The sequence below is a fragment of the Dyadobacter sp. HNCC25DJ185 genome (genome assembly GCF_056895195.1).
Genome location: NZ_JBXHAR010000007.1, coordinates 18,623 through 41,624 on the forward strand (window position 1 = coordinate 18,623; position 23,002 = coordinate 41,624).

Below are 23,002 nucleotides of genomic sequence, written 5' to 3' on the forward strand. Positions count from 1 at the left end.
GTTAACTGTTAAGCGCCAATAGCTAAAAACTAACTGTCTTTTCCGAAGCTCAGCTCCTGCAATGCTGGCTCGCCAGTTTCTGCAAGCTGGGCTTCGCGGGTGTAACGAACGAAATCAAGGAATTTTTCAGCCGTACCAATGAAGTAGGTTGCGAATTCTTTGCTTGGCTCAAATTTATTGATACTGAATGCCAGGGATTTAAATGGCGTTTCCGCTTTTTCTGGCAACTCGAACTCAGCTGGCGTTTCGTATTTGAAGTCAGGTCCAAAGTTTGCTTCAAAGTCATTGACGATACCGTATTGTGTATTGGTATTCACATCTTTGGTCATTAGCAAGCCTTTTGCTCCGGTAATCAGCACATTGTAAGCATGATATATCGCGTCCGCCCAGATGCCCGATTCGAAGTTTTCTTTAGCCAGGTTCAGTTTTTCCTGTCCTTCCGTGATGGTTGTGGCAACCAGGTCAACCAGAACGCTGGCACATTCGCCGACGCCAATTTCCGTCTTGAACATTTCATCATGGTCCCAGTCGCGGTAGTCGTCGTCTGTTAAGGTAGACAGGTCCGCAAGTGGTTTGAGTAACTGGAAGAAGTAATTTTTGGTCTGGCGCTGGTAATATTGGTTGTAATATTCGCCGTCGTATGCGTTCGCTTCGTAATCATTAAAAAGTGTACGCAGGGTTTCAGGGCCGCGTTTGGCAGGAACTTTGATTACTTTATCACCGATTAACCCAATTCCATCGCCCGAAAATCCGCCCCCAAGTAGCACTTGCAACGCAGGCAGTACCAGCTTGCCATTTTTGATCGAGCTTCCGTGGAAACCAATGTTGCAGGCGTTATGCTGTCCGCAACCATTCATACATCCACTGATCTTGATTTTAATGTCTTGATTATAAATCATTTCAGGGTATTCGTCACGCATTACATCCTCCAAGACGCGGGTAATCCCATAGCTGCTCGAAATGGCCAGGTTACAGGTGTCGGTTCCCGGGCAGGTGGTGATATCCATGGTGCTGTCGAAGCCGGGGTTTACAAGTCCCAGTTTTGCCAGTTCATGATAAATAGCAACCAAATCTTCCCCTTTCACAAAGCGAAGTATATAGCCCTGATTAACCGTGACGCGTATGTCATCCGCGGCGTATTTACGGACTACATCAGCCAGGCTGCGCGCGATGCTGGAGTTCATATCTCCAAGCAAAACCCTCAGCTGAACCGCATACCAGCCTTTTTGTTTTTGTTCGAAAGTATTGGTGCGAAGCCATTTGGTGAAAATATCAAGCTTATCGGCATCTATGCTTTCGGCTGCGATTTTCAGGATGTCCGCCTCTGTTAAAGATGGGCGGGGGGCATAGTTAACAGACTCTGCTTCTTTCGTCCCAAATAAATCATCGGGAATGGCAAAAACCTTGTTTTTAAGAGCAACACGTTGTTCTTCCACTTTTGCCATCATTTCTTCCAGACCAAGGTCATTCAGAAGAAATTTCATACGCGCTTTATGACGACGTACACGTTCACCGTATCTGTCAAAAACACGGAGCAATGCTTCTATAAAGGGAATAACATTTTCCTCTTCCAGGAATTCGAAAGCGGTTTGCGCGGAGAAAGGCTGAGCGCCCAGACCACCGCCAATTAAAACTTTATAGCCTTTCACCGGTTCGCCGGCCGCATTCACTCCCATTTTGGCGATCAATCCAACATCATGGATAAACGCCAGCGCAGAGTCCTTCTCCGAAGAAGAAACCGCTATTTTGAACTTCCTTCCCATATCCTGGTTGATTGGATTGCGAAGGAAATAAGTGAATATGGAATGGGTTAGTGGTGTTACGTCGAAAGGTTCGTCGGGATCAATACCTGCCACCGAAGAGGCTGTGACGTTCCGGATGGTATTCCCACAGGCTTCTTTCAATGTAATCCCGGCATCTTCCAGATCGGCCCATAGCTGAGGAGAATCGGAAAGTTTCACAAAGTGAAGCTGAATATCCTGACGCGTGGTAGCGTGCAGGTTACCGGTCGCAAATTTATCGGAAGTATCTGAAATGCGAACAAGCTGGTCGGCGGTGATACGTCCGTAAGGTAATTTGATACGGATCATTTGTACACCTGGCTGGCGCTGGCCATACACGCCGCGCGTCAGACGGAATTTACGGAATGCTTCTTCCGGAGTTTCGCCTATGTTAAATGCATTGATTTTATGGTTTAAATCAATGATATCTCGCTTTGCAACGGCGGATACTTTGTCGGATATGATTATTTCGCTCATGGTATGATGGTATTCTAATCGTCTATGGGACTAGTATATTTTTGCTTTCACGCTAAACGGAGTCGAAGTGCGTACTGCAAAATTCCTTCGACCACATCGGCGGCCGCTCCGCTCAGGATGACAATGTTATTCAATCATGCAAGCCCCAACGGTAACATTCGATGTTTCATCAATCAGAATAGCTGAGCCGTTTGCGCGGTTTTTCTGATAGGGATCGTATGCAATAGGTTGGGCCGTTCTTAGAACGATCCTTGCGACATCGTTCAGTTTCAGGCTCTCAGAGTCCAGCTTCTCATAAGAGTTAATGTCAATCTGGTATTCAATGTCACGGACCGAGCAGCGCGAACGTGCCGTTCCATGCTGTAAGACATATTTATTGCCTGGTTTCAGTGTTTTTCTGTCGTCCATCCAGCAAACCAGCGCTTCAATATCCTGGCTTACGATCGGAGAATTATGGATTGAAACAATGCTGTCTCCCCGGCTGATATCGATATCGTCTTCAAGCAATATCGTCACAGATTCTAGAACAGACGCCTCTTCGATTTCGTTTCCACCAAATTCGATTTTGGCAATTTTAGATTCCTGCTCGGAAGGCAGTACTTTGATCAGATCGCCTTTTTTGAAGGTGCCGCTCTGGACTCGTCCGGCATAACCCCGGTAATCGTGCAGTTCTTCGGTTTGAGGACGGATCACATACTGTACCGCAAACCGCCCGTCTTCCTGGTTCTGATCTTTCAAAACGTTGACAGTTTCAAGAACCGAAAGCAACGTTTCACCCGTATACCAGCTCATGTTCTCCGATCTTTCCACGATGTTATCGCCGTTCAAAGCGCTCACAGGAATGATTGTCAAGTCTTTAATAGATAGCTTCTCCGCCAGATCGGTGTAATTTTTTGCTATTTCCAAAAAACGATCTTCGGAATTTCCGACCAAATCCATTTTGTTGATCGCCACGATTACATGAGGGATACCGAGCATGGAGGCAATGAGCGAATGTCTCCTGGTTTGCTCGACTACGCCATGGCGCGCGTCTACCAAAATGATCGCAAGGTCGGCATTCGAGGCACCGGTAACCATATTGCGGGTATACTGAATGTGCCCCGGGGCGTCAATGCTGATAAACTTGCGGTTAGGTGTCTGGAAATATTTGTAAGCAACATCTATGGTAATACCCTGCTCACGCTCCGAACGCAGGCCGTCGGTGAGCAATGCGAGGTCGATTTCTCCCGTATTACGCGTTTTGCTGGCACGCTCGATCGCTTCCATCTGATCGGCCAGGATATTTTTTGTATCGTATAGCAGGCGTCCGATCAATGTGCTTTTGCCGTCGTCGACAGAACCTGCTGTAATAAATCTTAATAAATCCACCTTGTACTATTTTTGACCGGGTCGCCGGTGCGATGATTGAATCAGAAATACCCTCCTTTTTTGCGATCTTCCATTGCCGCTTCCGTTTGCTGATCGTCGATACGGGTTTCTCCCCGCTCGCTGATCCTCGAAATCGTGATTTCAGCAATTACTTCATCCAGTGTGGCTGCACTTGACTCGACGGCCGCGGTGCAGGTCATGTCGCCAACCGTACGGAAGCGCACCTGACGGGTCACGATCTGATCCTCAGGATCTGATTCGATAACAGGCGTGTTGTTCAGCAGCTTCCCGTCGCGCAGGATCAATTCTCTTTCGTGCGCAAAATAGATTGATGGAAGTGCGATTCCTTCTCTTTTCAGATAAGCCCAAACATCCAGCTCTGTCCAATTGGAGATCGGGAAAACGCGTACGTTTTCACCTTTTTGAATCCGTCCATTGAACAAATTCCATAGTTCAGGACGCTGACGTTTCGGGTCCCACTGACCGAATTCGTCGCGGAAAGAGAAAATACGCTCTTTTGCACGCGCCTTTTCCTCGTCGCGGCGAGCGCCGCCAATGCAGGCGTCAAATTCAAATTCCTCAATGGTATCCAAGAGTGTAAAAGTCTGGAGCCAGTTACGGCTCGCATTCTTGCCGGTTTGTTCCTTCAATCCTTTCGCCTTGATGGTATCTTCCACATATCTCACAACCAGCTTGGCGCCAATTTTTTCTGCAAGTTCGTCGCGGTACTCAATGGCCTCGATGAAGTTATGGCCGGTGTCTACATGTACCAATGGAAAAGGGATCTTGCCTGGTGCAAATGCCTTCTGAGCCAAATGAACAAGGGTAATGGAATCCTTTCCACCCGAAAATAAAAGTGCGGGCCTCTCAAACTGGCCAGCCACTTCGCGCATAATGTAAATAGCCTCCGCTTCGAGTTGGTCCAGATAATCGGGGGCGCTGCGATCGTCGGTTATTCCTGAGGCCTCTTTAACTGAAATTGACATACTTGGTTATTTTTCTTGCAGAATTAACTTTTTGAGGGCTTGCGATTACTTGGCATGCAAGCCACATTCCTTTTTAGACTCATCCTCCCACCACCAGCGGCCGGCACGGAAATCTTCGCCTTCCTGGATCGCACGGGTACAAGGTGCGCAGCCAATGCTCACGAATCCTTTGTCGTGCAATGGGTTATAAGGAATGCCATTTGATTTTACATAATGTTTAACCTCCTCAAAGTTCCAGTTCAAAATAGGGTGGAACTTCACCAGCTGGTGCGCTTCGTCCCATTCCAGCTGCGGCATATCGTGGCGGTTTCCCGATTGTTCAGCGCGGATACCGGTAATCCAGATCTTGGCGCCTTTTAACGCGCGATTCAAAGGTTCCACTTTACGGATAAAGCAGCATTCTTTGCGGTTTTCAACAGAATCATAAAAGCTTAGCGGCCCCTTGGTGCTCACCAGGTTTTCAACGGAGGTCGTCTGAGGATAGTAAACCTTTATTTTGGTGTCGTAGCGGTTATTGGTTTTTTGCAACGTCATATAAGTTTCTGCAAAAAGCCTTCCGGTATCCAATGTAAAAATGGAAACGTTCAGATTGTTCTTCAAAATCAAGTCGCTGATCACCTGGTCTTCATAACCCAGACTAGTTGAAAAAACGACTTCTCCCGGAAACAGGTCCGCCAAAGTTGCCAGCGCTTCTGTCTCACTTTTGCCAGCAATCGCAGCGTTCAGAGAGGATATAATGGTCTCGTTCATGGTGATTGTTCTCCGGCTTCTTTCAAAGCCTCTTTTATAATTCGGTCACTGATCCTGAAATCAGTTTTAAGTATTTGTCAAATACGACTTAGCCGATGGTATTTTATTCTCCTTTTTTCCACTCAAAATCACTCCAATTGTGCCCGTCACTTTTACATTTAGTTTCGATGCTGTTTTGCGGGCTTTTAGATCGTCCAGGATTACAGTACAAGCCTTTGTTTCAAATGCCAGAGCTAATGCTGAGGCTTCTCCCAAATCCAGTGTGTCCTCAAATAACAATTGCAGCGCATGATTAGAAGCTTCTTTTACTTCAATCCGGTCAGGAATTTTGCTGCCAAACTCTCCTGCTATTTCCTTCGTAATGTATATCTGCTTGTAAACACTCTTTAATATTTCCAGCTCTTCAATTTTTGATCATAAAATCAGACAACTGGAATCTGCAATGACCAGCGCATCATGCATTGGCAATATCGTTATGCAAATCTTCAATCGAATCGAATTCTTCCGTGTCCAGAGAATCGGGTAAGTCAATCGTTACCGTTTTCATTGAATTTTGATTTAAAGGAAACTACCCCAATATATCACTTTTCACCGACACCTCCACGGCGTGGGTGAAGTCTTCGATCAAATCTTCAATGTCTTCCAAACCAACCGAAATGCGGATCAAACCTTCGGTGATGCCCAAAGCTTTTTTCTCTTCGGGTTTTAGCTTGGCGTGCGTGGTGGTATTCGGGTTGGTTACAATTGTTCTGGTATCTCCCAGATTAGAGGATAATGACGCAATCTCCAATGCATCCATAAAGGCAGCTACCCTCTCAAAGCCACCTTCCAGCTCAATGGTAACCACCGCTCCGCCGGCGGTCATTTGTTGTTTCGCCAATTCATGCTGCGGATGCGATTCCAGGAAAGGATACTTAACCTGCTTCACATCAGGATGCTTCTCCAATGCTTCCGCCAAGGCCAATGCATTTTGTGAGTGCTTTTCCATTCTCAATCCAAGTGTTTCAAGACTTTTGCTCAAAACCCAGGCATTAAATGGAGACATAGACGGCCCCGTCTGGCGACAGAAAAAGCGTAACTCTTTGATATACTCTTTTTTGCCAACCACAATTCCTCCCAGAACGCGGCCTTGGCCATCCATGAACTTCGTAGCCGAATGCAAAACCAGATCAGCGCCAAATTCGGCAGGGTTTTGCAATGCAGGGGAAGCAAAGCAGTTATCAACGTTGAAAATCAGGTTATGCTTTTTACAAAGCTTTCCGATCATGGCGAGATCAACAAGGTCCAGGCCCGGGTTGGATGGTGTTTCCAGATAGACCATTTTGGAATTGGGCTGTACCGCCGCTTCCCAATCAGCCTCGCTTGCATCCGCATCAAGGTAAGTATGCGTAATACCCCATTTGCTCAGAATCTGCGTAATCACCTGATGCGCAGAGCCGAACAATGCGCGGCTTGCGATGATATGATCGCCGCTTTTCAGCAATGCAGCCATGCTTGCGAATACTGCCGCCATACCAGTTGCAGTGGCAACGCCATCTTCACAATCTTCCAAGTAACACACCTTGTCCACAAATTCCTGGACGGAAGGATTGGAAAAACGGCTGTAAATGTTGCCTTCCTCAGTCTCTTCAAAGAGCGCTTTTCCCTGCTCCGCACTCTCAAAAGTGAAGCTGCTGGTCAGGAAAAGAGGGGTTGAATGCTCGCGATACTTCGTTTTTGGTGTCTGCGTACGTATCGCCCTGGTTTGTTTTTTCATTATTTAGCGATTGGCCGTTAGCTGTTAGCTGTTAGCCTTTTAAGTATTTACTTAATTCAAATTCTCATGTTACTTCCAGGTCCTGTGCGGCTATAAGCTGCTCAGAACCATATAGATAATCCTCAAACTAACAATTACGACGATGGTACCTACCATGATCATCATCGTTTTGATCGGCAGCCGTCTCGACAAGTTTGCTGCTATAGGTGCGGAAACCATCCCTCCTAATATTAAACCCAGTACAACCTGCCAATGCGAGAATCCGATGATGCTGATGAATGTTACCGAGCTTGCCAGTGAGACGAAAAATTCAGCCAGGTTCACTGAGCCGATGGTATATTTCGGATGACGTCCTCTGGCGATCAAAGTGGAGGTTACGATTGGCCCCCAGCCGCCTCCCCCGATCGAATCCAGCGTGCCTCCCGCCATTGCCAGCCAGCCTATTTGCTTGATAGGCCGTTTTTCGACACGTTTCTTCAACGCTTTCTGAATAATAAGAATTCCCAGAATCAACGTGTATACTGCCACCAAAGGCTTTATGATGAAAATATATCCTTCAAGCGATGAAAGCAGGTAAGCCCCGGTGATTGCGCCGAGCACGCCAGGGAACAAAATCTTCTTGAACAGCTTGCTGTTCACATTGCCGAATTTCAGGTGCATATAACCTGAAACACCGCTTGTGAAGATTTCGGAAGTATGTACGCTTGCACTTACCGCAGATGGCGGTACGCCCAAAGTCAACAAAAACGTGGACGCCGTAACGCCGTAAGCCATGCCCAATGCGCCATCGATCATTTGCGCCACAAACCCGCCGAGGACATAGTAAAAGAAATTTTCGTTTAGTTCAAGGTCGTTCCAGAGAACAGTAAGGCGGTCGTAGGTAAAAAAAGTGAAAAGCAAATGACCCACGATCATCAAGGCGATCGCTGAGAAGATATTCACCGCGACTTCTGTGCGGCTTCTTTTTCTGATTGTTGCCGCCCAAATCTTCTGCTGAATCGTTTCCCAGGTTAGCGGTATTTTTGTATTATTCCTGGAAACAGGAGGGGAGGCCTTTTGTTGGTATGCATTTGCGGGAGCATTTGCGAACCGGATGTCAGATTCTTCCGGCAGATCCCGAAGATACACCACCTGACCTTTTTCTCTCGCCAGAACCGCCAGACGGCGATCTTCCTCAGGATCACCACTTGCGATGTAAGCCACATCGAGTGATTCCCAATTAGAAGAATTTGTTTCAGATGAGGGTAAAAAGTCCGCCGCTTCCTTCAAAGTCTATGTAGTATACTATTATTATAGAGTAAACTTTCAATAAAATAGCAAACGGATGTTTGCTATTCAGGGCGGTAAATTTAAGATCAAATTGTTAGTTTTCAAAGAATAAAAAACACAGAGCTCCAATCAATAGCATCGTATTTCCATCAGCGATGCGGGTATATCGGGGTTGGGATTGATTACCCTGACTTTGAGGTATTGCGTCGTTACCGGCTCGGAAAAATGGATGGTTCTCTTGGTCTGGTGGTTGTCGGAGATGCTGGCTACGAGCTCATCCTTGCAGTTATAAATGCCGATTTCAGTAGCGCAAAACGGCATAACTGTTTCAGGATGAACATAAATCACGTTTTCCATCGGATGGTCAAAGTCTGTGTCGAATACAAGGTCGACCCTGGAAATCGTAACCGGCTCTTCCCATTGAATGCCAATCTGAGGTCTGCGGTCGGCGGGATCTGCCACCCATGCATTGGGGGAGGCTATTGGCCGATGCAGGCCATTGCGGATGTTTTGCGTCTCAAACAAGGTGATCGCCTCACTCAGTTTGAACGCCAGATTACGCCCTTCGGGCCGGCGTTGGGGGCACCAGAACTCGAAGGTATCCACACCTAAGTCTTCTGTCGGTTCCTGTTTCCCGTAATTTGAAACCGCGGGATTTGTTGCATTAAAAACCGTTAACAACCCCGTAACCCGCTTATCGCTATACTGGATTTTAATGTTGCTGTTTTTTATAAAACAGATAAAAGCATAACATTCCTCGTCAAATTCGGCTACCCAGTCCAATGTAATTTCATGCTTCCCTGCACCCAAATGAAAGGTTTTCGAACCAAGTGTTACATCCGGCGTATGATTGAATGCCTTGCTGCTTTTACGGAGCTCCGTTACCAGCTCAGTTTCTTCCAAAGCTTCAATCCAAACGGTAATGGAAGGCATTTTCCCTTTTACAGGAAGCAGCTGCGCCACTGAATGTTCAATGGCAGCCCAATGATCCGATCCCGGCAGACTTTTCAGCTTTAAACTGGAAGATGCGCTTATTTCAACCGCTTTTTCTACCAGATTTTCCGGATCTGTAATGTTGGTCTGAGGCAGGTATTGGCCCGAACGCCATAACTCCAATTGCAATTCTTTCAGGTGCAGCTCACCCACTTCGCGTGGGGAACAACCGTATTTCTTAGCAATCGAAGCTGCAATTGCGACAGACTGCCCGCCCATGGCACTTGTCGCCATCACCCTGGTTGAGGCAAAAGCCACGTGCGTGGCACTGATGATCCGGCCAGCGATGAAAAGATTATTGATGTTTTTACTGTAATAGCAACGGTAGGGAATGCTGTAAACCCCTTTGCTATGCCATTGATTACAACCCGATTGGTCACTGTAAACACCATCAGCAGGATGCAGGTCGAGACTCCAGCCGCCGAAACCGACTGTGTCATGAAACGCTTTTTGCTCTACAATATCCTGCTGTTTTAGCAAATAATCCCCCTCAAAACGACGGCTTTCCCGCTTACCGGGGATGGTACCGACCCACTCCAGCGTCATATTTTCGGATTCAGGAAATTCGCCGGAGTTTTTAATATGGTTCCAGGCACCATAAACCACTTTCCATAATTCCCATTTGATTTTTTCGGTATCGTGGACGGTATCTAATCTTCCGCCATATTCCAGCCACCAAAGCCTGCACCCGAAATCCTTCGGGTTGAAGGTTTTATAACGGGGGATTTCGGTAATATCCTGCAATGCAAAGGATGGCGGAATGAACTTGACAGGGCGGCCTGCATCTTTCGAATAGAAATACATAGAGTGACCCAATAACTCGCCGTAAGCCTTGTCAGGTGCAAATTTTTCACCAAACTCGTCAGCGGATTCAGCTCCCATTCGGAAAGCAGCCCCAGCCAGAAACCCGACGATCCCGTCCCCGGAAGCGTCGCAGAAAAGGGGAGCGGTAACCGTGTATTTGGTGCTGTTCTGACTGCAAAATGCATGTACTGCGGTGATAGATTCAGTTTCTGTATTTTTATCCAGATCGTAAACAGCGGTATTTAAGAGAAGCGTGATATGCTCTTCCTGCACGACCTTCTCCAATAATACCGTATCGAAGATCAGCGGGTTGCCGTCCGGATTCCGGTATATATTTTCCAGCATGATCTCGTCGATCACGCCGCCTTCCCTCGCCCAGCGATTGTTATTGCCCATGTGAGAAGTAGCGCCCAATATCCAGAGCCGCACTTCGCTCGAGCAGTTTCCTCCCAGCACCGGCCTGTCCTGGATCAGCGTCACGTTCAGGCCCGCCCGCGCTGCGGTAATCGCGGTACAGGTGCCGGTCAATCCTCCCCCCACAATTACCAGGTCTGCCGAGGATGCAATGGTTTTCGGCGCTCTTTTATCAGATCCTTCTTCTCTTAACATTTTGTCAGGTCGTTACTTTTTGTCCGGCATTTTGCAAAGGGCCGGAACAACGATTTATAATTATTTCAATTCAAGGTCTGTTTCAATGGCCGTGAAGCCGGTTGGTTTTGAGATTTTGATGTGGATTTGTTTGTCAAAACCAGTTACCGGAATGTCTATTTCACTCGATTCGCCCGGGTTCAAATCGGGCAATGTGATGCTGATAGCGTTTGCTTTCAATTGATATCCTTTGATTACCCTTGCTGGGAAGTCGCCTCGCGCCTGGATGCGAACCGTAAGCTGATGATCGCCCTGCCCGCCGGTCTTGAAACCCATTTTTTCGATGGTCACCGGCGAATATTCATTTTGATGAACCGTGTAGGCCGGTCGAAAGGATCGATCGCCACGGACAATGCCCCAGGGGCGGTAGCCGTTTGCGTTGGTTCCGTGGTGGCGGCTTTGGTAATCGTTGTAGGTCCACCAGGAGGTACCCACCACATATGGCCTTTTCCTGAATTCTACCATCAGGTCCGTGATATGCTGAGCCTGAAAGGCTTCATCTTTGGCATCGGCCCGCACGCCCCATTCACTTACCAGGATCGGTTTGTCGGGATATAAGGTATGAATGTGGTCCAGTACTTTGGCATGATTGCCGTACGTATTGGTAGAAACAAAATCAACATACTGGCTCGATTCTTCTTCCGGTTTCTTTTGGAATGCATTCAAACGCATGGAAGCAAATGTGTAAAGCCGTGTCGGATCCAGTTCGCGCGCAAAAGCGATCATATCTTTCGTCCAGCGCTGGCCGGCAGGGCTGTCGGAATAGTACTCATTACCGACACTATAAGCGATCACCGACGGGTGGTTCCAGTCGCGTCCGGCCATCTCGGTAAACTGTGAGCGGAATTTTTTTCGGATCGTGTCGTTGTCCATTTGTCTGGGCGTAAGCTGCCAGTTCCCGGCCTCGGTGATGATCAGCATGCCATATTGGTCGGCCAGATCGTAGAAGTATTCCGAGGGGGTGTAGTGCGTGAGCCGCTGGAACTCCATACCTGCCTCTTTCATCAATCTAAAATCCTTTTCGATCAGCCAATCCGGTTCCACTGAGCCAAGTCCGGGATAGTCTACGACCCGGTTTCCGCCCCCGACACGAATGGATTTTCCATTTAAAAGCAACTGTGCATGTTTCACTTCCACCTTTCTGATCCCAAAATTCGAAGCAATGGAGTCTTCCCCCACAGTGACCTTTAATTGGTATAAATTCGGATCGTCCAGCTCCCATAACTTCACCTGCGTAGCTGAAAGGCTTGTTTCTGCTTCTACCAGTGCGGTTTGCCCGGCGCCAATGCTTTCAGATTTACCTTTCATATGGGCAGGGACCGGTTTTCCATTGAAAATAATCTGGTAAGTGATTTTAGGAGAAGCAGCCGATTTGGAAGCATTGCGAACCCTGATTTTGGTTTTCAGAATGGCGGTACCCTTGGCGAGATCAGGTAGCGCATCTATTTTCAGGTTTTCGGCATAAATTTCCGGCTCTACCGTCAAATATACCGGCCTGATCAATCCACCATAATTTAGCCAGCCCATAAAAGGATCATTGATTTCGCCATTATCCTTCGCCCCCGGAATGGTGCCCGGTTTCCAGGTATCATTGTTGACAGAAACCGCCAGCAGGTTATCGCCGTCTTTCAGAAAATCAGTCACGTCGAAACTGAAAGGTGTATAACCACCTTCGTGCTCGCCTATTTTTTGATTATTGAGCCAGACATGCGTTTGATAATAAGCGGCTTCAAAATGCAGGATGATGCGCTTGCCGGCGACCGGTTTCCACGGAAAATTCTTGCGATACCAGGCCGTTCCGGTGTAATGTTCGAATCGGGGATCGGCCGAAAAACAATGCGGCACCGTTACCTTGTCGAGCCGGTTGCTTTGCGCGACCTTATCCATATACCATTTACCTGTCACGCCCGTTTCGGCCGGATCGAGCGCAAACAGCCATTCGCCATGCAGCGGAATTGCGTGTTTATCACGGATTTTGTATTGGGCAAAACCAGTCTCTAAGGTCAAAACGAGCACTAGCAGCAGGAATGTTTTAAATTTATAATTCATAAAAAGGGTAGAAAGGATTCAAAAGGATTTAAGTTATTCGTGCAGATGATTTTCTTGAATTGGTAAAATCTCATGTATAATAACCTTCCTCGACGCCGAGAACGGAATCAAAGAAGAAAGCAGAACAACCGTCGCTACGCCAGCCGTGATCATTGCCCCGGAAGTGGTCAAAACACTCAATATAAAAAGCATCACTGCCGTAAAAAGCAATGCACCCGCAATCACCTGCAAGCCAAACCGGTTCTGACGTTTGATCTCCATCGCTTCTTCTGCATTGATCTCCAATGCGTCAATGCGCTTTTGTTCTTTGGTTTCAAGGTAAGTCAGATACTCTTTGGCAATGATATCTTTAGAGCCGGCCCAAAGCTCGTAAGCCAGCAAGAGCAAAAGGGGAAGTCCCACGCCTACAATGGTTTCCATACCCCTGGATAGTTTGAAGTCCAATAGGAGCGGGGCAAGGATTTTGAAAAACAGGTTGACACTCAGCCCGATACCTGTAACCCACAATGTGACCTTGCTGTTCAGTCTTTTGGAAAACAACGCCCAAAGCGGAGGTGCAAGAAGCGGCCCTCCGGATATAGCCGAAATGCTCAAAACAACTTCCACAATACCCCCAGCCGCCGGGACCATCAGCGCAATCCCGATCATACCCAGTCCAAAAAACCACGAAGAACCCCGCGCAACCCGGATCAGCTGTTTGTCCGAAGCCTTCGGGTTGACCATTCCTTTATAAATATCGTTGGTAAAAACCGCCGAAACGACATTCAACGCGGTATTGGCGCTGGCCGAAGTGGAGAAATACATTCCTGTGAGCATTAACCCCAATAACCCGGGAGGTAACACCAGTTTGCAGATCATCAGATAGGCATTTTCCGTATCCAGACCGGTTAGCGAAGGATTGATTGCCTTATAAATCATCGGCGGAAACATCCAGATCACCGGACTGATCAGGTACAATCCTGCGAAAAGAAAGGCCACTTTTTTGGCGGATTTTTCGCTGTCCACACTGGTGTAGCGCTGCACCATCGTCCAGTTACCACCAATGTAGCAGATATGATAAATGACAAATGCGGCGACGAAACCGATGGTATATTCCCCATTCAACAAATTGAAAAAATCATCGGGAACCGCTTTGCTAAAACCATCCCAGCCGCCCACTTTATCAAATGACAACGGAAGCAAGATGAAAACCGCCGCCGATAAAACCACGAATTGCAAAATATCCGTGACCATCACGGCCCAAAGCCCGCCGACCGCCGTATAGGCAATCATAAAAAGCCCCAGTCCAATCGTGCAGGGCACAAGTGGCAGATCCAGCGAAGCACTAACGAGCTTGGCAACAGGATACAAAACCGAGCCTTTGATAAAAACCGAAACCAGCGTAAAAATGAAGATATAGGTCTTTTGGACCGGCAAGCCAAGCCGCTCGCGAATGAATTCCGCAGCTGTTAACGCACCCGTTCTTTTCCAGCGAGGAGCGAGATAAAGCGCGGTGATCAACGCGCCGATGCACATCGTCCATTGGATCGTGATCGCCACCCAGCCATGTTTATAGGCAATAGAGCCCCAGGCTACAAATGTGCCTGCAGAGAAAAAACTCATGAAAAGCGACAGCCCCCCGATAAACCAGGGGACCGCTTCGCCTCCGGCAAAAAACGATTTCAAATTTCTTCCCGTCCTTGCGAATAACATCCCAATGCCCATCACGAACGCGGAAAAGACGAGAATGACAATGGTATCAATGGTGTTGGTCATAAAAAAATTTGTTCATATTGTCATCCGTCACCTCAAGGTGACGGGAACTAACTGTAAATCACTTGCCGACGCCTTCAGGCGACGGAAATTAGAGAGAGAAAGAGTGAGTTGTCATTAGAATTTAATTTCAATGGTCTTAATGCCAAATGCAGTAATATTAATCTGTTTCATGTTAGCGCTTTGACTATTTCCCAGCCACTTTATGGCTGCTATCTTCTTCGATTCCCCCATCTTACTCTCATCAAGTTTCAAAGAAAAGTCACTTGGCGCTGCACCATTGTTCAGCAGCACCACATAAATGCTGTTTTTCGAAGTCGATTTGGCGGTGATGACGTCGATTGCAGGCTTGTCAGGCACTGCGAATCCTTCCAGGATCACCAGTTTCGCTTTATCGCCAAATACAGTTCCCGGCTCGAAACCATAAGTCTGGTGCGGGCCTACTTTGGGGGTTACAAATCCTCTGGGGAATATGATTTTTCCTTCTGATCTCAATGCGACTTCCGATAGCAAATAATCGGTGATCCAGCCGATCTGCCACCATGCGTGGTGCGGGTAGGGGCCTGCGCCCCTGTTCATGGCGTTCCAATAGTAGGAGGCAACGCTGGTTTTGCTGTCTACAAATGCATCACGTCCGATGGCTGCCGAACGCGCCATATCGGCGAAAATCTGTTCGCCGGTGAGTTGGTACATTCTGATAAATAACCCCGCGTGGCTTGCTAATTGGATAGGCCCATGCCGCGTTGCAGAACCAAAAATGCCGCCGTGCTCGAAACTCAGACCCGTCTGGCTGATCTCCCAATCCTCGCGGGAGGTACCATTGACTATTTTTGGATTATGATTTGCGATGGGATGCGTGTAGATCGACGCCGTATAAATCTTGGCGCAGGTCACCGCCGCATCCTGGTATTTTTTGTTTTTCGTCAAATCATACAGATCCAAAAGCGCCTGTGCCGATTGCCCGGTTGCAAAATCGGGAGCATAGCGCGCATCGCCGCAAACGCCCAGGAACGCGCCGGTTTCCACGGCATTTTTCACAAACCAATCAGCCCCTTTCTGCGCGGCTTTCAGGTATTTTTCGTCTTTTAAAAGCCGGTAAGCGACGATCATTCCGTAGAATGTTGGTCTTACATCTTTAATATCTTTGAATAATTCCTGCTCTGTTTTCCGGTCGTAGGCTACGGCCCAGCTGCCATCGGCATTTTGCCAGCTCAGGAGTTTGTCGGCCCCCAACCGCAGCCTTTCTTTCAATTCGGTGTTGTTGGGTTCAAACAAAAGCATGTTACCCATATCCAGTAACACATAATAAGTCAGCGCGATGGGCTCGACGACTTCGCCCCATTCTTCCACGAACTTTTTGCTTTTGGCCAGGTAATACTGCCCTTCAATAGCGCCGTCGAAAAAGCCTTTTTTGGTTTCCTGCTGCACCAATTTGAAATTCAATGCGGGCGGCAATACTTTTTCCTTCAATTCGGGATCATTGGTCGCATGGGCCAGCATCCACATTGCACCGTAATCCGCGTTTTTCATTGCGTCTTTATCGGAGCCGACCACACCACCGAGGTACGATTGTGCGCCGATTTGTTTTCCCTCAAATTCTTCGATATTCCAAAGTGAAGTTTTGGGATCGGTGAGGTAATGATGCATCTTTTCAATGCGATCGGTCAGCGCCTGCTTGCTTTGTCGCAGACTTAATGTTTCATGGAATTTGTAAATATCATTTGCCGCGTGCTTGATGGCCCCAAACCAGTCACCGGCACTCAGGCTGTAACGGAACGAGTAGCCAATTTCCTCACCCGCATTGCGTTCTGATTTTTGTTCACCTAAAACCGGGTAGTATAATGTCGGCGAAAGCTGCGCCTTCCTGTTCATGTGCGAAAGCCCTAGCTGCCAATCGGTTTGCGTAATTTTATCTTTTGCCCAGGGGTCCCGCGCCAGTCCAGGCTCGGGGATAACGGAAAGCGTAATGCCGTTTTTGGTACTTACCAACGGACTTAACGTCGTCGCGCACCTCTCGCGATAAACCACCGGCCTGTCGGGAATACCATGGCCATAAGCGTATGCCAATGCAAAATTCTTTTGGATAAAATTCCCTTGAAAGTAACCCGGTACCGATGTCCATGCCATCTGGCTTACCGGAACAAAAGCCAATGTTGGTGTTGCCAATGAGAAATATCCCTTTTTTCGGGGGACCAATCGCATGGTTACCTGAATGTCACCCGGAAATTGCGGGTCCAGTTTCCAGTTGGCTTTGACTGTCGCCACTTCGGTTTCCTGGGTGAATTCCAGCTCATTTTTTTTAACCAAAAGAGTTCCTGGCAGGAAGTGAAAAACCTGGCCGGCCTTGTTCAGCGAAACTTCCGTGGTGCTCTCCTTCCATTGTTCCTGCTGGTAATGGTAATTGTCTTCGGGAAATTTTCCGCCGGTTATTTTTTCAAATGTTTCTTTGGGCTCGGCAGAAGGTTTTGTGTCGGAATACAGCAAGGTGTATTCGCCAGATGGCGTAAGCCCTTCGACCCATTTTCCGTCTTTTTTGATCAGAATTTTTGCAATTCCAAAACTGCCTTCGTTCTTCTGGAAGTGAATGGCAATATGCTCATTGGACAGACTGCCCGCGTATTTTTTCTGTCCGTAAGCATTGGAAAGAGCTGTAAAACATATAAAAGCAGCGAAATATAATCTCATGGTCTGGTGGTTTCTTTAATTAAATTCTTGATCCCTTCGGTCGCGAAAATGCCCACGCCGCCTTTTGCATTGGTATAAATCAGGTAGGCATCCAGGTCTTTTCTTTCGGATAAAAAAGCTTTCGTCGCCTCCAATCCCATCACAAAAAACGCGGTATCGTAGCCGTCGGCGGTTATGGCGTCTTTAGCAAATACGGTGACGCTCAATAGCGCAGTCTGTTCCATCGAGCCGGTTTTGGGATTGATGATATGATTGAAAACCTGCCCATGGCGTGTAAAATGATTGTGATAATTTCCGGCAGTCGTCATGGCTTTGCCATGGAGGCTTACCGTGGCAACCAGGGATCCCGGATGCAGCGGGTCTTCAATACCTGCTACCCAGGACTTGCCTTCCTCTTTTAATCCTTCACAAAGTACCTCGCCGCCAATTTCAACCATATACCGGTCGATGTTCCTGTTTTTTAAAAAAGCTGCTATGACATCAACCGAATAACCCTGCGCAATGCCATTGAAATCCAGTTTCACACCGGTTTTGTTTTTCCGGATCGTGATTGAATCAAACTGAATGTTCTGAAAGCCAACCAGTTTCAGGAGAGAGTCCACATTCACATTTTCAGGGTCTTCAACCATTTTTGCCCCAAATCCATAAGCTTCCGTAAGCGGCATGACAGTAGGATCAAAAGCGCCGTTTGTGGCTTGATATACTTCCTGTGATTTTTTCAAAACCGGATAGAAATAAGGCGTTTTGAAAGTGATAGCATCGTTTTTGTTGAAATTGCTGAGTTCTGATTCCGGGTTATAGAGCGACAGGCTATGGTCGAAATCTTGAAGAATTGAATCTATTTCTGACTTAAAATTCCTGTTTAGCTGGTCGTAGTACTTAACGTGGTAGGTAGTTCCCTGGGCCAAGCCTTCGACTGAAGTCAACGGTAATTGACTGGGCTTGTGGATTCGCCGCGGCGCGTTAGCTAAGTTACTTTGTGCTTTTCCTTCGACTGAAGTCAACGGTAGTTGACTGGGCTTGTGGGTTCGCCGAGGCTCGTCAGCAAAGTGACTTTGTGCCTTTCCTTCGACTAAAGTCAACGGTAATTGACTGGGCTGCCGGACTCGCCCCGGAGCGCTAGCTAAGTGACCGTTTGCTTTAGCTGACGGTAGGCGGGAAGCTGACTGAGGGACGCGTACCAACCTTGGAGACAAGAAAATAACTAAAAAAAGCAGGGCGTATCTCATTAAGGCTGTGGCGCTACGGTTTCGCCTTTCAGGATCGTCATCAGTTCAGGCAGGTGATCGGTGTAAACTCCTCTTGGCGTGGTTTTGTATTTGGTCGTCAGATAGGCTGCAAAGCCAACTACTTCGCCCATCATCCCGCAGGTACGCATTACCCGCGTGCTGCCGAATGCGACATGCGTGGTGCTGATGTTCCGTCCGGCCATGAACAGGTTTTGGATGTTTTTGGAATAAAGACAGCGGTAAGGGATTGTATAGGGCGCTACTTTGATGTGTTTGGTTCCGGCAAAAAACTCTTGTCCCTCAAAGTACTGGCTGTTTTTCGCGTCGGGGAAATGCAGGTCGATCGTCCAGGTGGCAGTTACCGAGCCATCGGGGTAAAACTTACCTTCCTGTATATCCATTTGATTGAGGATATGGTCGCCGATCATGCGTCGCGACTCGCGCTTTCCGCCAATGTAAGCCACCCAGGCCAGTTCACGTTTCGCATATTTGGCGGGTTTGTTCTTTTTCAGATACGACCAGTTTCCGTAGATCGCCCGGAGGTTGTGGTCGCGTATCTTCTCGGCATCGGTAATGGTATTGAAATTACCAAATCCTGTTTCCCACTGCCAGTCGGCCTTGGGCTCATCGATATGGTATTCGTCCGAAAACTGGATCGCCCAGGGCGTTTCGGGAAAGGACGAGACAGAGTCTTTTTCCAATGAGGCCCACAGGTTGGAGGTGCCCAATGTGAAATCATCGGCCTTGTCAGCTGCTAAGGATTCCCCGGTTTCGGCCTTGCTTTCACGTCCCATTCTGAACTCCGCGCCGGCCAGGTAACCAATTGTTCCATCGCCGGTACAATCGGAGAAGAATGAGCCCGCAAAGCGGGTTTCTTTATTGGTTGCGATATCCCTGCCCACTACTGCGGTAATGATATCATTCTCCTTTTCAACTTTGTAAACATGGGTATTTAGGAATAGTGAAATATTGGGCTCTGCTTTCACAATCGAGATTTTGCGGGCGTCACCATATTCTTTGGCATCCGGGTTTCCATTTCCAGGGTCCCCGTTGTCCATTTCCCTTACAATACGTCCCAGTTTGGGATAATGATTTTTGTCCACATCACCCATCAGGTGCACGCGGATCTCAGAACTGTTATTGCCGCCTAAGACGGGCCTGTCCTGGATCAGCGCTACTTTCAGGCCCATTCGGGAAGCGGAAATAGCAGCGCAAGTCCCGGCAACGCCACCACCGACGACCACTATGTCAAACCGTCCTGCTTCGACGGGTTTATCGGTCAGGTTCAGCAGTTTTTTACGGAATGCGGTCAGCGCTTCAAAATCATTAGGAGGTGTAAATTTCAGGTCGTCGGTAAACAAAATCGCATCGCAGCGTCCGTTGAAGCCGGTTAAGTCCTTCAATGTCAGCTTCACCTGATCTGTTTTGATGTCTGTTTCGCCGCCATCGTACCATTTCCATACATCCGATCCGCTCGACCCGAATACCTGGTTGACTTTCCTGCCATCGATACTGATCTCGAATTTTCCCGGTCCTTTAGGGAACGGGGCCCAATCTTTAGTCCTGACCCATATTTTGTACCTGCCGGTTTTCGGGAATTTCACGCTAGTAGTCGCATCCTTGACGGGGCGCCCCATGCCGTGCGCCATGATGTAGGACGAACCCATCACCACAAATGATTGCTGGTCAATCACCCAGCCGCCTTTGTCCGTAAAGGATTCAGTTTCCACGAAAACATGATTTTGTGCCGCTGCGCAAAATGAAAAAAGGGAGAGCATTGCGATAGCAATTCCCGCCGCACCGTTGCCCGTCGGCTTAAGCCGACAGAAAATGAAATTGGCTTGCCACTTATTGAATTCGGCGAGCCAAATAGATTCGATTGCCCCGGGCTTCAGCTCGGGGATCTCTGATAGAATTTTGCAGATCATCCCAGAGAGATTTTTTCTGAGAATCTCAGAGTGAGATTTAGAGAAATTGGCAGAGATATCTTTCATGATTAGTTTTTTGTCAGTATTTGATTGATAAGCGACGCTTGTTCTTCATTCGATTTTTCCAGACTCGCTTTTAGATTATTCTTCAATGAATCATTGATAGCAATCGATTGGAGCTTTTTCAGAATGGCGACCTGCAATGTGTAGGAGGATTTTTGATAGGTTTCCCAAAGCCAGTCCTGCCTTTTCTGCCCCGTTAAAAATCTGTCGTTTACCCGCTGCAAGGTGTTTTTTGCGATGAAAATGTTTTTTCCTCCAATCACTTTTTCAATATCGCCTTCATAGCCAGGCTGGACATTGCCTTTCGGGTCTATCACTTTCTCCATCGCCCAATACTGGTAATGGTAATTGTTGCTGGTCAGAAAGCTGTGCAGAAGCTGTTCGCTTTTGTAGCCTTCGATGATCTTTTTCATTTCGGGGACTGCTGTTCCGTAAGCGATTTTCCATAGCGTAAAGCAAGTATAAACCGCTCCGTCGATCACCTGATTTTTGATCGTTTTTAAAGTGGCCCCGGCTTTTGCATCCACAGAATCGGCTAGATCTTCGGTGCCTTTTACGATCAGGTCTTCCATTTTTAAATCGGCAAAAATGGAGTTGGACTGTGCGAGAATGTCCTGTAACTTTTCATAGTCCTCCTGATTAAACTCGTCGTGGTCTACTTTGGTCAGTATTTTCCCTTTTGGCAAATCATACTTTATGTAATTCCCGAGCAGGTCCCAATAAAAATTGATATAAACTGGTTTGCACTCGCCGGTATAGCAAACCGGCGTGAAGATGTTCCTGAAAAAATATTGTGGCCGGCCCGATTCGTCGAGAGCGAGTTTTAAGGTGTAAGTCAGCGTATCATTTTCTATAACCCTGAACTCACGTACCTTTTCATTCCCCGGACTGGGGGAATGAAAAGCCGTCAGCAAAAAGAAAATGACGTGGAAGAGCATCGTGTTATTTCCAGTCCGGATTTTGTTCGAGTTTCGAGTTCGCGTTGATCTCGTCCTGCGGTATCGGGAAGTAGCGATTTTTAGCAGTTACATTTCTGACCGGGTACACGCTGTTTACAGCTTTTGGGATGACTGTCAGGAATTTGTTGGTACGGGTCAGATCATACCAGCGGTCGCCTTCTGCGAAAAACTCCCAGGCCCTTTCCTGTATCACGGCATCCACAAAGGCTTCTTTGGTAAGGCCTGTTTTCAGGTCCGGCAGGCCGGCGCGCTTGCGGATCGCATTTACATATGCATAGGCATCGGCGGTTGGCCCGTTCAGGCGCGCTTCTGCCTCTGCGGCAATCAGGTACACATCGGCCATGCGAAGGATCGGAATATTGGGGATCATTCCAATGGTCGAAACCGGGTCCTGGTATTTTTTGATCAAAACACCATCCGTAGTAATCGGGGTAATGTTTTTCTGTGCTACCGTTTTTCCTGATTTATCAACGTAATTAGTATCAAGAAGCGTCCTGCGGGCGTCCTTTGGATCGAAAGAATTGAAAAACGATTGGTAGGCGAACATAGAACCATAAGAAGTTCTGGCATAGGCCGGTGCCGCGCTGCCCGCTGGTCCGCACAGGCCTACCAACTGATGGCCCAATCCGGGAGATACCGGATCGGCCTCATAGGCAAATATGTTCTCCAGCCGCGCCGCGTCTTCGTTATCGTAGCGATAAACATCCCATACATTCGGCAAAAGTGCATGTTTGTTGGAAGCGATAACCAGCTTCGCTTTTTCCAGTGCCTTGCCCCAATCATCATTGTATAATGCAGCTTTGGCATAAAGCGCCATGGCGGCCTCATTGGAAACGCGGCCTTTTGCCACTGTTGGAAACGAAGTAAGTCCCGCCGAAGTGGCCAGATCCAGATCCGCATAAATTTGCTTATAAACATCAGCTTTGGGGCTTTTGGCGGTCAAAGCTTCTTCTTCTGTATAGCTGGGTGTGATTTTAACCGGTATGTCCCCGAAGTTTTTGGACAGAAACCAATGATAGAACGCACGCAGGAAGTATGCTTCTCCCAGGATCTGTTTTTTACGTACCTCGTCCATGGTAGCGTCGGGTACTTTGGCGATAACCCAGTTGGCTTTTTCAATACCGCTGTAACACGACTGCCAGATCTGCTGCGGGGATTCGTTGACTCGGCTGTTGCTTTTCTGAGTGGTGTAATTGACATCATAAGTGAACATGGTGAGCGTGTTTCTGCCAACCACACCGCGAGGGTAAGTCTGGTCGTCGCTGAAATCCGCGATCAGGGTAAGTGCAGGTCCTCCGCCAAGGCTTCCAAATGCCCCGTATGCGGCCACGAGGCCTTTTTCCGCGTCGGCTGCTGTTTTGTAAAAATCTTCTGTGTAAATGGATGAATAAATCGTTTCGTCCAGTTGACAGGAGGGAAGCAGAAGAGTGGCTCCCAGAATACTCAGACTGGCTGTTAATTTGATCGTCTTTCTCATATTATAATGCAATGAAATCAGTGATGAG

Annotated in this window: 15 protein-coding genes; all 15 read right to left on the reverse strand. The window is 47.8% G+C overall.

What is annotated here, in order from left to right; translation table 11 throughout:
* Window positions 1–29 precede the first annotated feature (29 nt).
* The 15 genes from AC1XUF_RS20130 to AC1XUF_RS20200 all read right to left on the reverse strand — a co-directional run bounded on the left by AC1XUF_RS20130 (window position 30) and on the right by AC1XUF_RS20200 (window position 22,974).
* Window positions 30–2,258 (reverse strand): HEPN domain-containing protein, encoded by a 2,229-nt coding sequence (locus tag AC1XUF_RS20130; protein ID WP_483343627.1) that lies wholly within the window; start codon window positions 2,256–2,258, stop codon window positions 30–32.
* Window positions 2,259–2,384: 126 nt separating this feature from the next.
* Window positions 2,385–3,626, reverse strand: coding sequence for a sulfate adenylyltransferase subunit 1 (locus AC1XUF_RS20135; RefSeq protein WP_483343628.1), 1,242 nt, complete (start codon window positions 3,624–3,626; stop codon window positions 2,385–2,387).
* A gap of 41 nt (window positions 3,627–3,667) precedes the next feature.
* Complete coding sequence (cysD, locus tag AC1XUF_RS20140) at window positions 3,668–4,612, reverse strand: sulfate adenylyltransferase subunit CysD (RefSeq protein WP_483343629.1); 945 nt, start codon at window positions 4,610–4,612, stop codon at window positions 3,668–3,670.
* A 45-nt stretch (window positions 4,613–4,657) separates the two neighbouring features.
* Complete coding sequence (locus AC1XUF_RS20145) at window positions 4,658–5,362, reverse strand: phosphoadenylyl-sulfate reductase (protein ID WP_483343630.1); 705 nt, start codon at window positions 5,360–5,362, stop codon at window positions 4,658–4,660.
* Between the two features lie 66 nt (window positions 5,363–5,428).
* Window positions 5,429–5,770, reverse strand: a complete 342-nt coding sequence (locus tag AC1XUF_RS20150; protein WP_483344036.1) for a PIN domain-containing protein — start codon at window positions 5,768–5,770, stop codon at window positions 5,429–5,431.
* A gap of 160 nt (window positions 5,771–5,930) precedes the next feature.
* Window positions 5,931–7,118 carry a trans-sulfuration enzyme family protein gene (locus tag AC1XUF_RS20155; protein ID WP_483343631.1) on the reverse strand — a complete coding sequence of 396 codons (1,188 nt, stop codon included), beginning with the start codon at window positions 7,116–7,118 and terminating at the stop codon, window positions 5,931–5,933.
* A 90-nt stretch (window positions 7,119–7,208) separates the two neighbouring features.
* A complete protein-coding gene (locus tag AC1XUF_RS20160; protein WP_483343632.1) occupies window positions 7,209–8,321 on the reverse strand; it encodes a sulfite exporter TauE/SafE family protein in 1,113 nt (370 codons plus the stop codon).
* 195 nt (window positions 8,322–8,516) lie between these two features.
* Window positions 8,517–10,793, reverse strand: coding sequence for an FAD-dependent oxidoreductase (locus AC1XUF_RS20165; RefSeq protein ID WP_483343633.1), 2,277 nt, complete (start codon window positions 10,791–10,793; stop codon window positions 8,517–8,519).
* 60 nt (window positions 10,794–10,853) lie between these two features.
* Window positions 10,854–12,881, reverse strand: coding sequence for a glycoside hydrolase family 2 protein (locus tag AC1XUF_RS20170; protein WP_483343634.1), 2,028 nt, complete (start codon window positions 12,879–12,881; stop codon window positions 10,854–10,856).
* Window positions 12,882–12,914: 33 nt separating this feature from the next.
* Window positions 12,915–14,636 (reverse strand): sodium:solute symporter family protein, encoded by a 1,722-nt coding sequence (locus AC1XUF_RS20175; RefSeq protein WP_483343635.1) that lies wholly within the window; start codon window positions 14,634–14,636, stop codon window positions 12,915–12,917.
* 114 nt (window positions 14,637–14,750) lie between these two features.
* Window positions 14,751–17,318 carry a glycoside hydrolase family protein gene (locus AC1XUF_RS20180; RefSeq protein WP_483343636.1) on the reverse strand — a complete coding sequence of 856 codons (2,568 nt, stop codon included), beginning with the start codon at window positions 17,316–17,318 and terminating at the stop codon, window positions 14,751–14,753.
* Window positions 17,315–18,244, reverse strand: coding sequence for an FAD:protein FMN transferase (locus tag AC1XUF_RS20185; RefSeq protein ID WP_483343637.1), 930 nt, complete (start codon window positions 18,242–18,244; stop codon window positions 17,315–17,317). The genes AC1XUF_RS20180 and AC1XUF_RS20185 overlap by 4 nt, the downstream gene beginning before the upstream one ends.
* 302 nt (window positions 18,245–18,546) lie before the next feature.
* Window positions 18,547–20,325 carry an FAD-dependent oxidoreductase gene (locus AC1XUF_RS20190; protein WP_483344037.1) on the reverse strand — a complete coding sequence of 593 codons (1,779 nt, stop codon included), beginning with the start codon at window positions 20,323–20,325 and terminating at the stop codon, window positions 18,547–18,549.
* A 218-nt stretch (window positions 20,326–20,543) separates the two neighbouring features.
* Complete coding sequence (locus AC1XUF_RS20195; protein ID WP_483343638.1) at window positions 20,544–21,476, reverse strand: hypothetical protein; 933 nt, start codon at window positions 21,474–21,476, stop codon at window positions 20,544–20,546.
* 4 nt (window positions 21,477–21,480) lie between these two features.
* Window positions 21,481–22,974, reverse strand: a complete 1,494-nt coding sequence (locus AC1XUF_RS20200) for a RagB/SusD family nutrient uptake outer membrane protein (RefSeq protein ID WP_483343639.1) — start codon at window positions 22,972–22,974, stop codon at window positions 21,481–21,483.
* Between the last annotated feature and the right edge of the window lie 28 nt (window positions 22,975–23,002).

What these genes read in the sequence shown, in the direction of transcription:
- AC1XUF_RS20200 (WP_483343639.1), bottom strand. Translation starts at nt 22,974, where the DNA reads ATGAGAAAGACGATCAAATTAACAGCCAGTCTGAGTATTCTGGGAGCC.
- AC1XUF_RS20180 (WP_483343636.1), bottom strand. Translation starts at nt 17,318, where the DNA reads ATGAGATTATATTTCGCTGCTTTTATATGTTTTACAGCTCTTTCCAAT.
- cysD (WP_483343629.1), bottom strand. Translation starts at nt 4,612, where the DNA reads ATGTCAATTTCAGTTAAAGAGGCCTCAGGAATAACCGACGATCGCAGC.
- AC1XUF_RS20190 (WP_483344037.1), bottom strand. Translation starts at nt 20,325, where the DNA reads ATGCTCTCCCTTTTTTCATTTTGCGCAGCGGCACAAAATCATGTTTTC.
- AC1XUF_RS20130 (WP_483343627.1), bottom strand. Translation starts at nt 2,258, where the DNA reads ATGAGCGAAATAATCATATCCGACAAAGTATCCGCCGTTGCAAAGCGA.
- AC1XUF_RS20175 (WP_483343635.1), bottom strand. Translation starts at nt 14,636, where the DNA reads ATGACCAACACCATTGATACCATTGTCATTCTCGTCTTTTCCGCGTTC.
- AC1XUF_RS20145 (WP_483343630.1), bottom strand. Translation starts at nt 5,362, where the DNA reads ATGAACGAGACCATTATATCCTCTCTGAACGCTGCGATTGCTGGCAAA.
- AC1XUF_RS20195 (WP_483343638.1), bottom strand. Translation starts at nt 21,476, where the DNA reads ATGCTCTTCCACGTCATTTTCTTTTTGCTGACGGCTTTTCATTCCCCC.
- AC1XUF_RS20155 (WP_483343631.1), bottom strand. Translation starts at nt 7,118, where the DNA reads ATGAAAAAACAAACCAGGGCGATACGTACGCAGACACCAAAAACGAAG.
- AC1XUF_RS20165 (WP_483343633.1), bottom strand. Translation starts at nt 10,793, where the DNA reads ATGTTAAGAGAAGAAGGATCTGATAAAAGAGCGCCGAAAACCATTGCA.
- AC1XUF_RS20170 (WP_483343634.1), bottom strand. Translation starts at nt 12,881, where the DNA reads ATGAATTATAAATTTAAAACATTCCTGCTGCTAGTGCTCGTTTTGACC.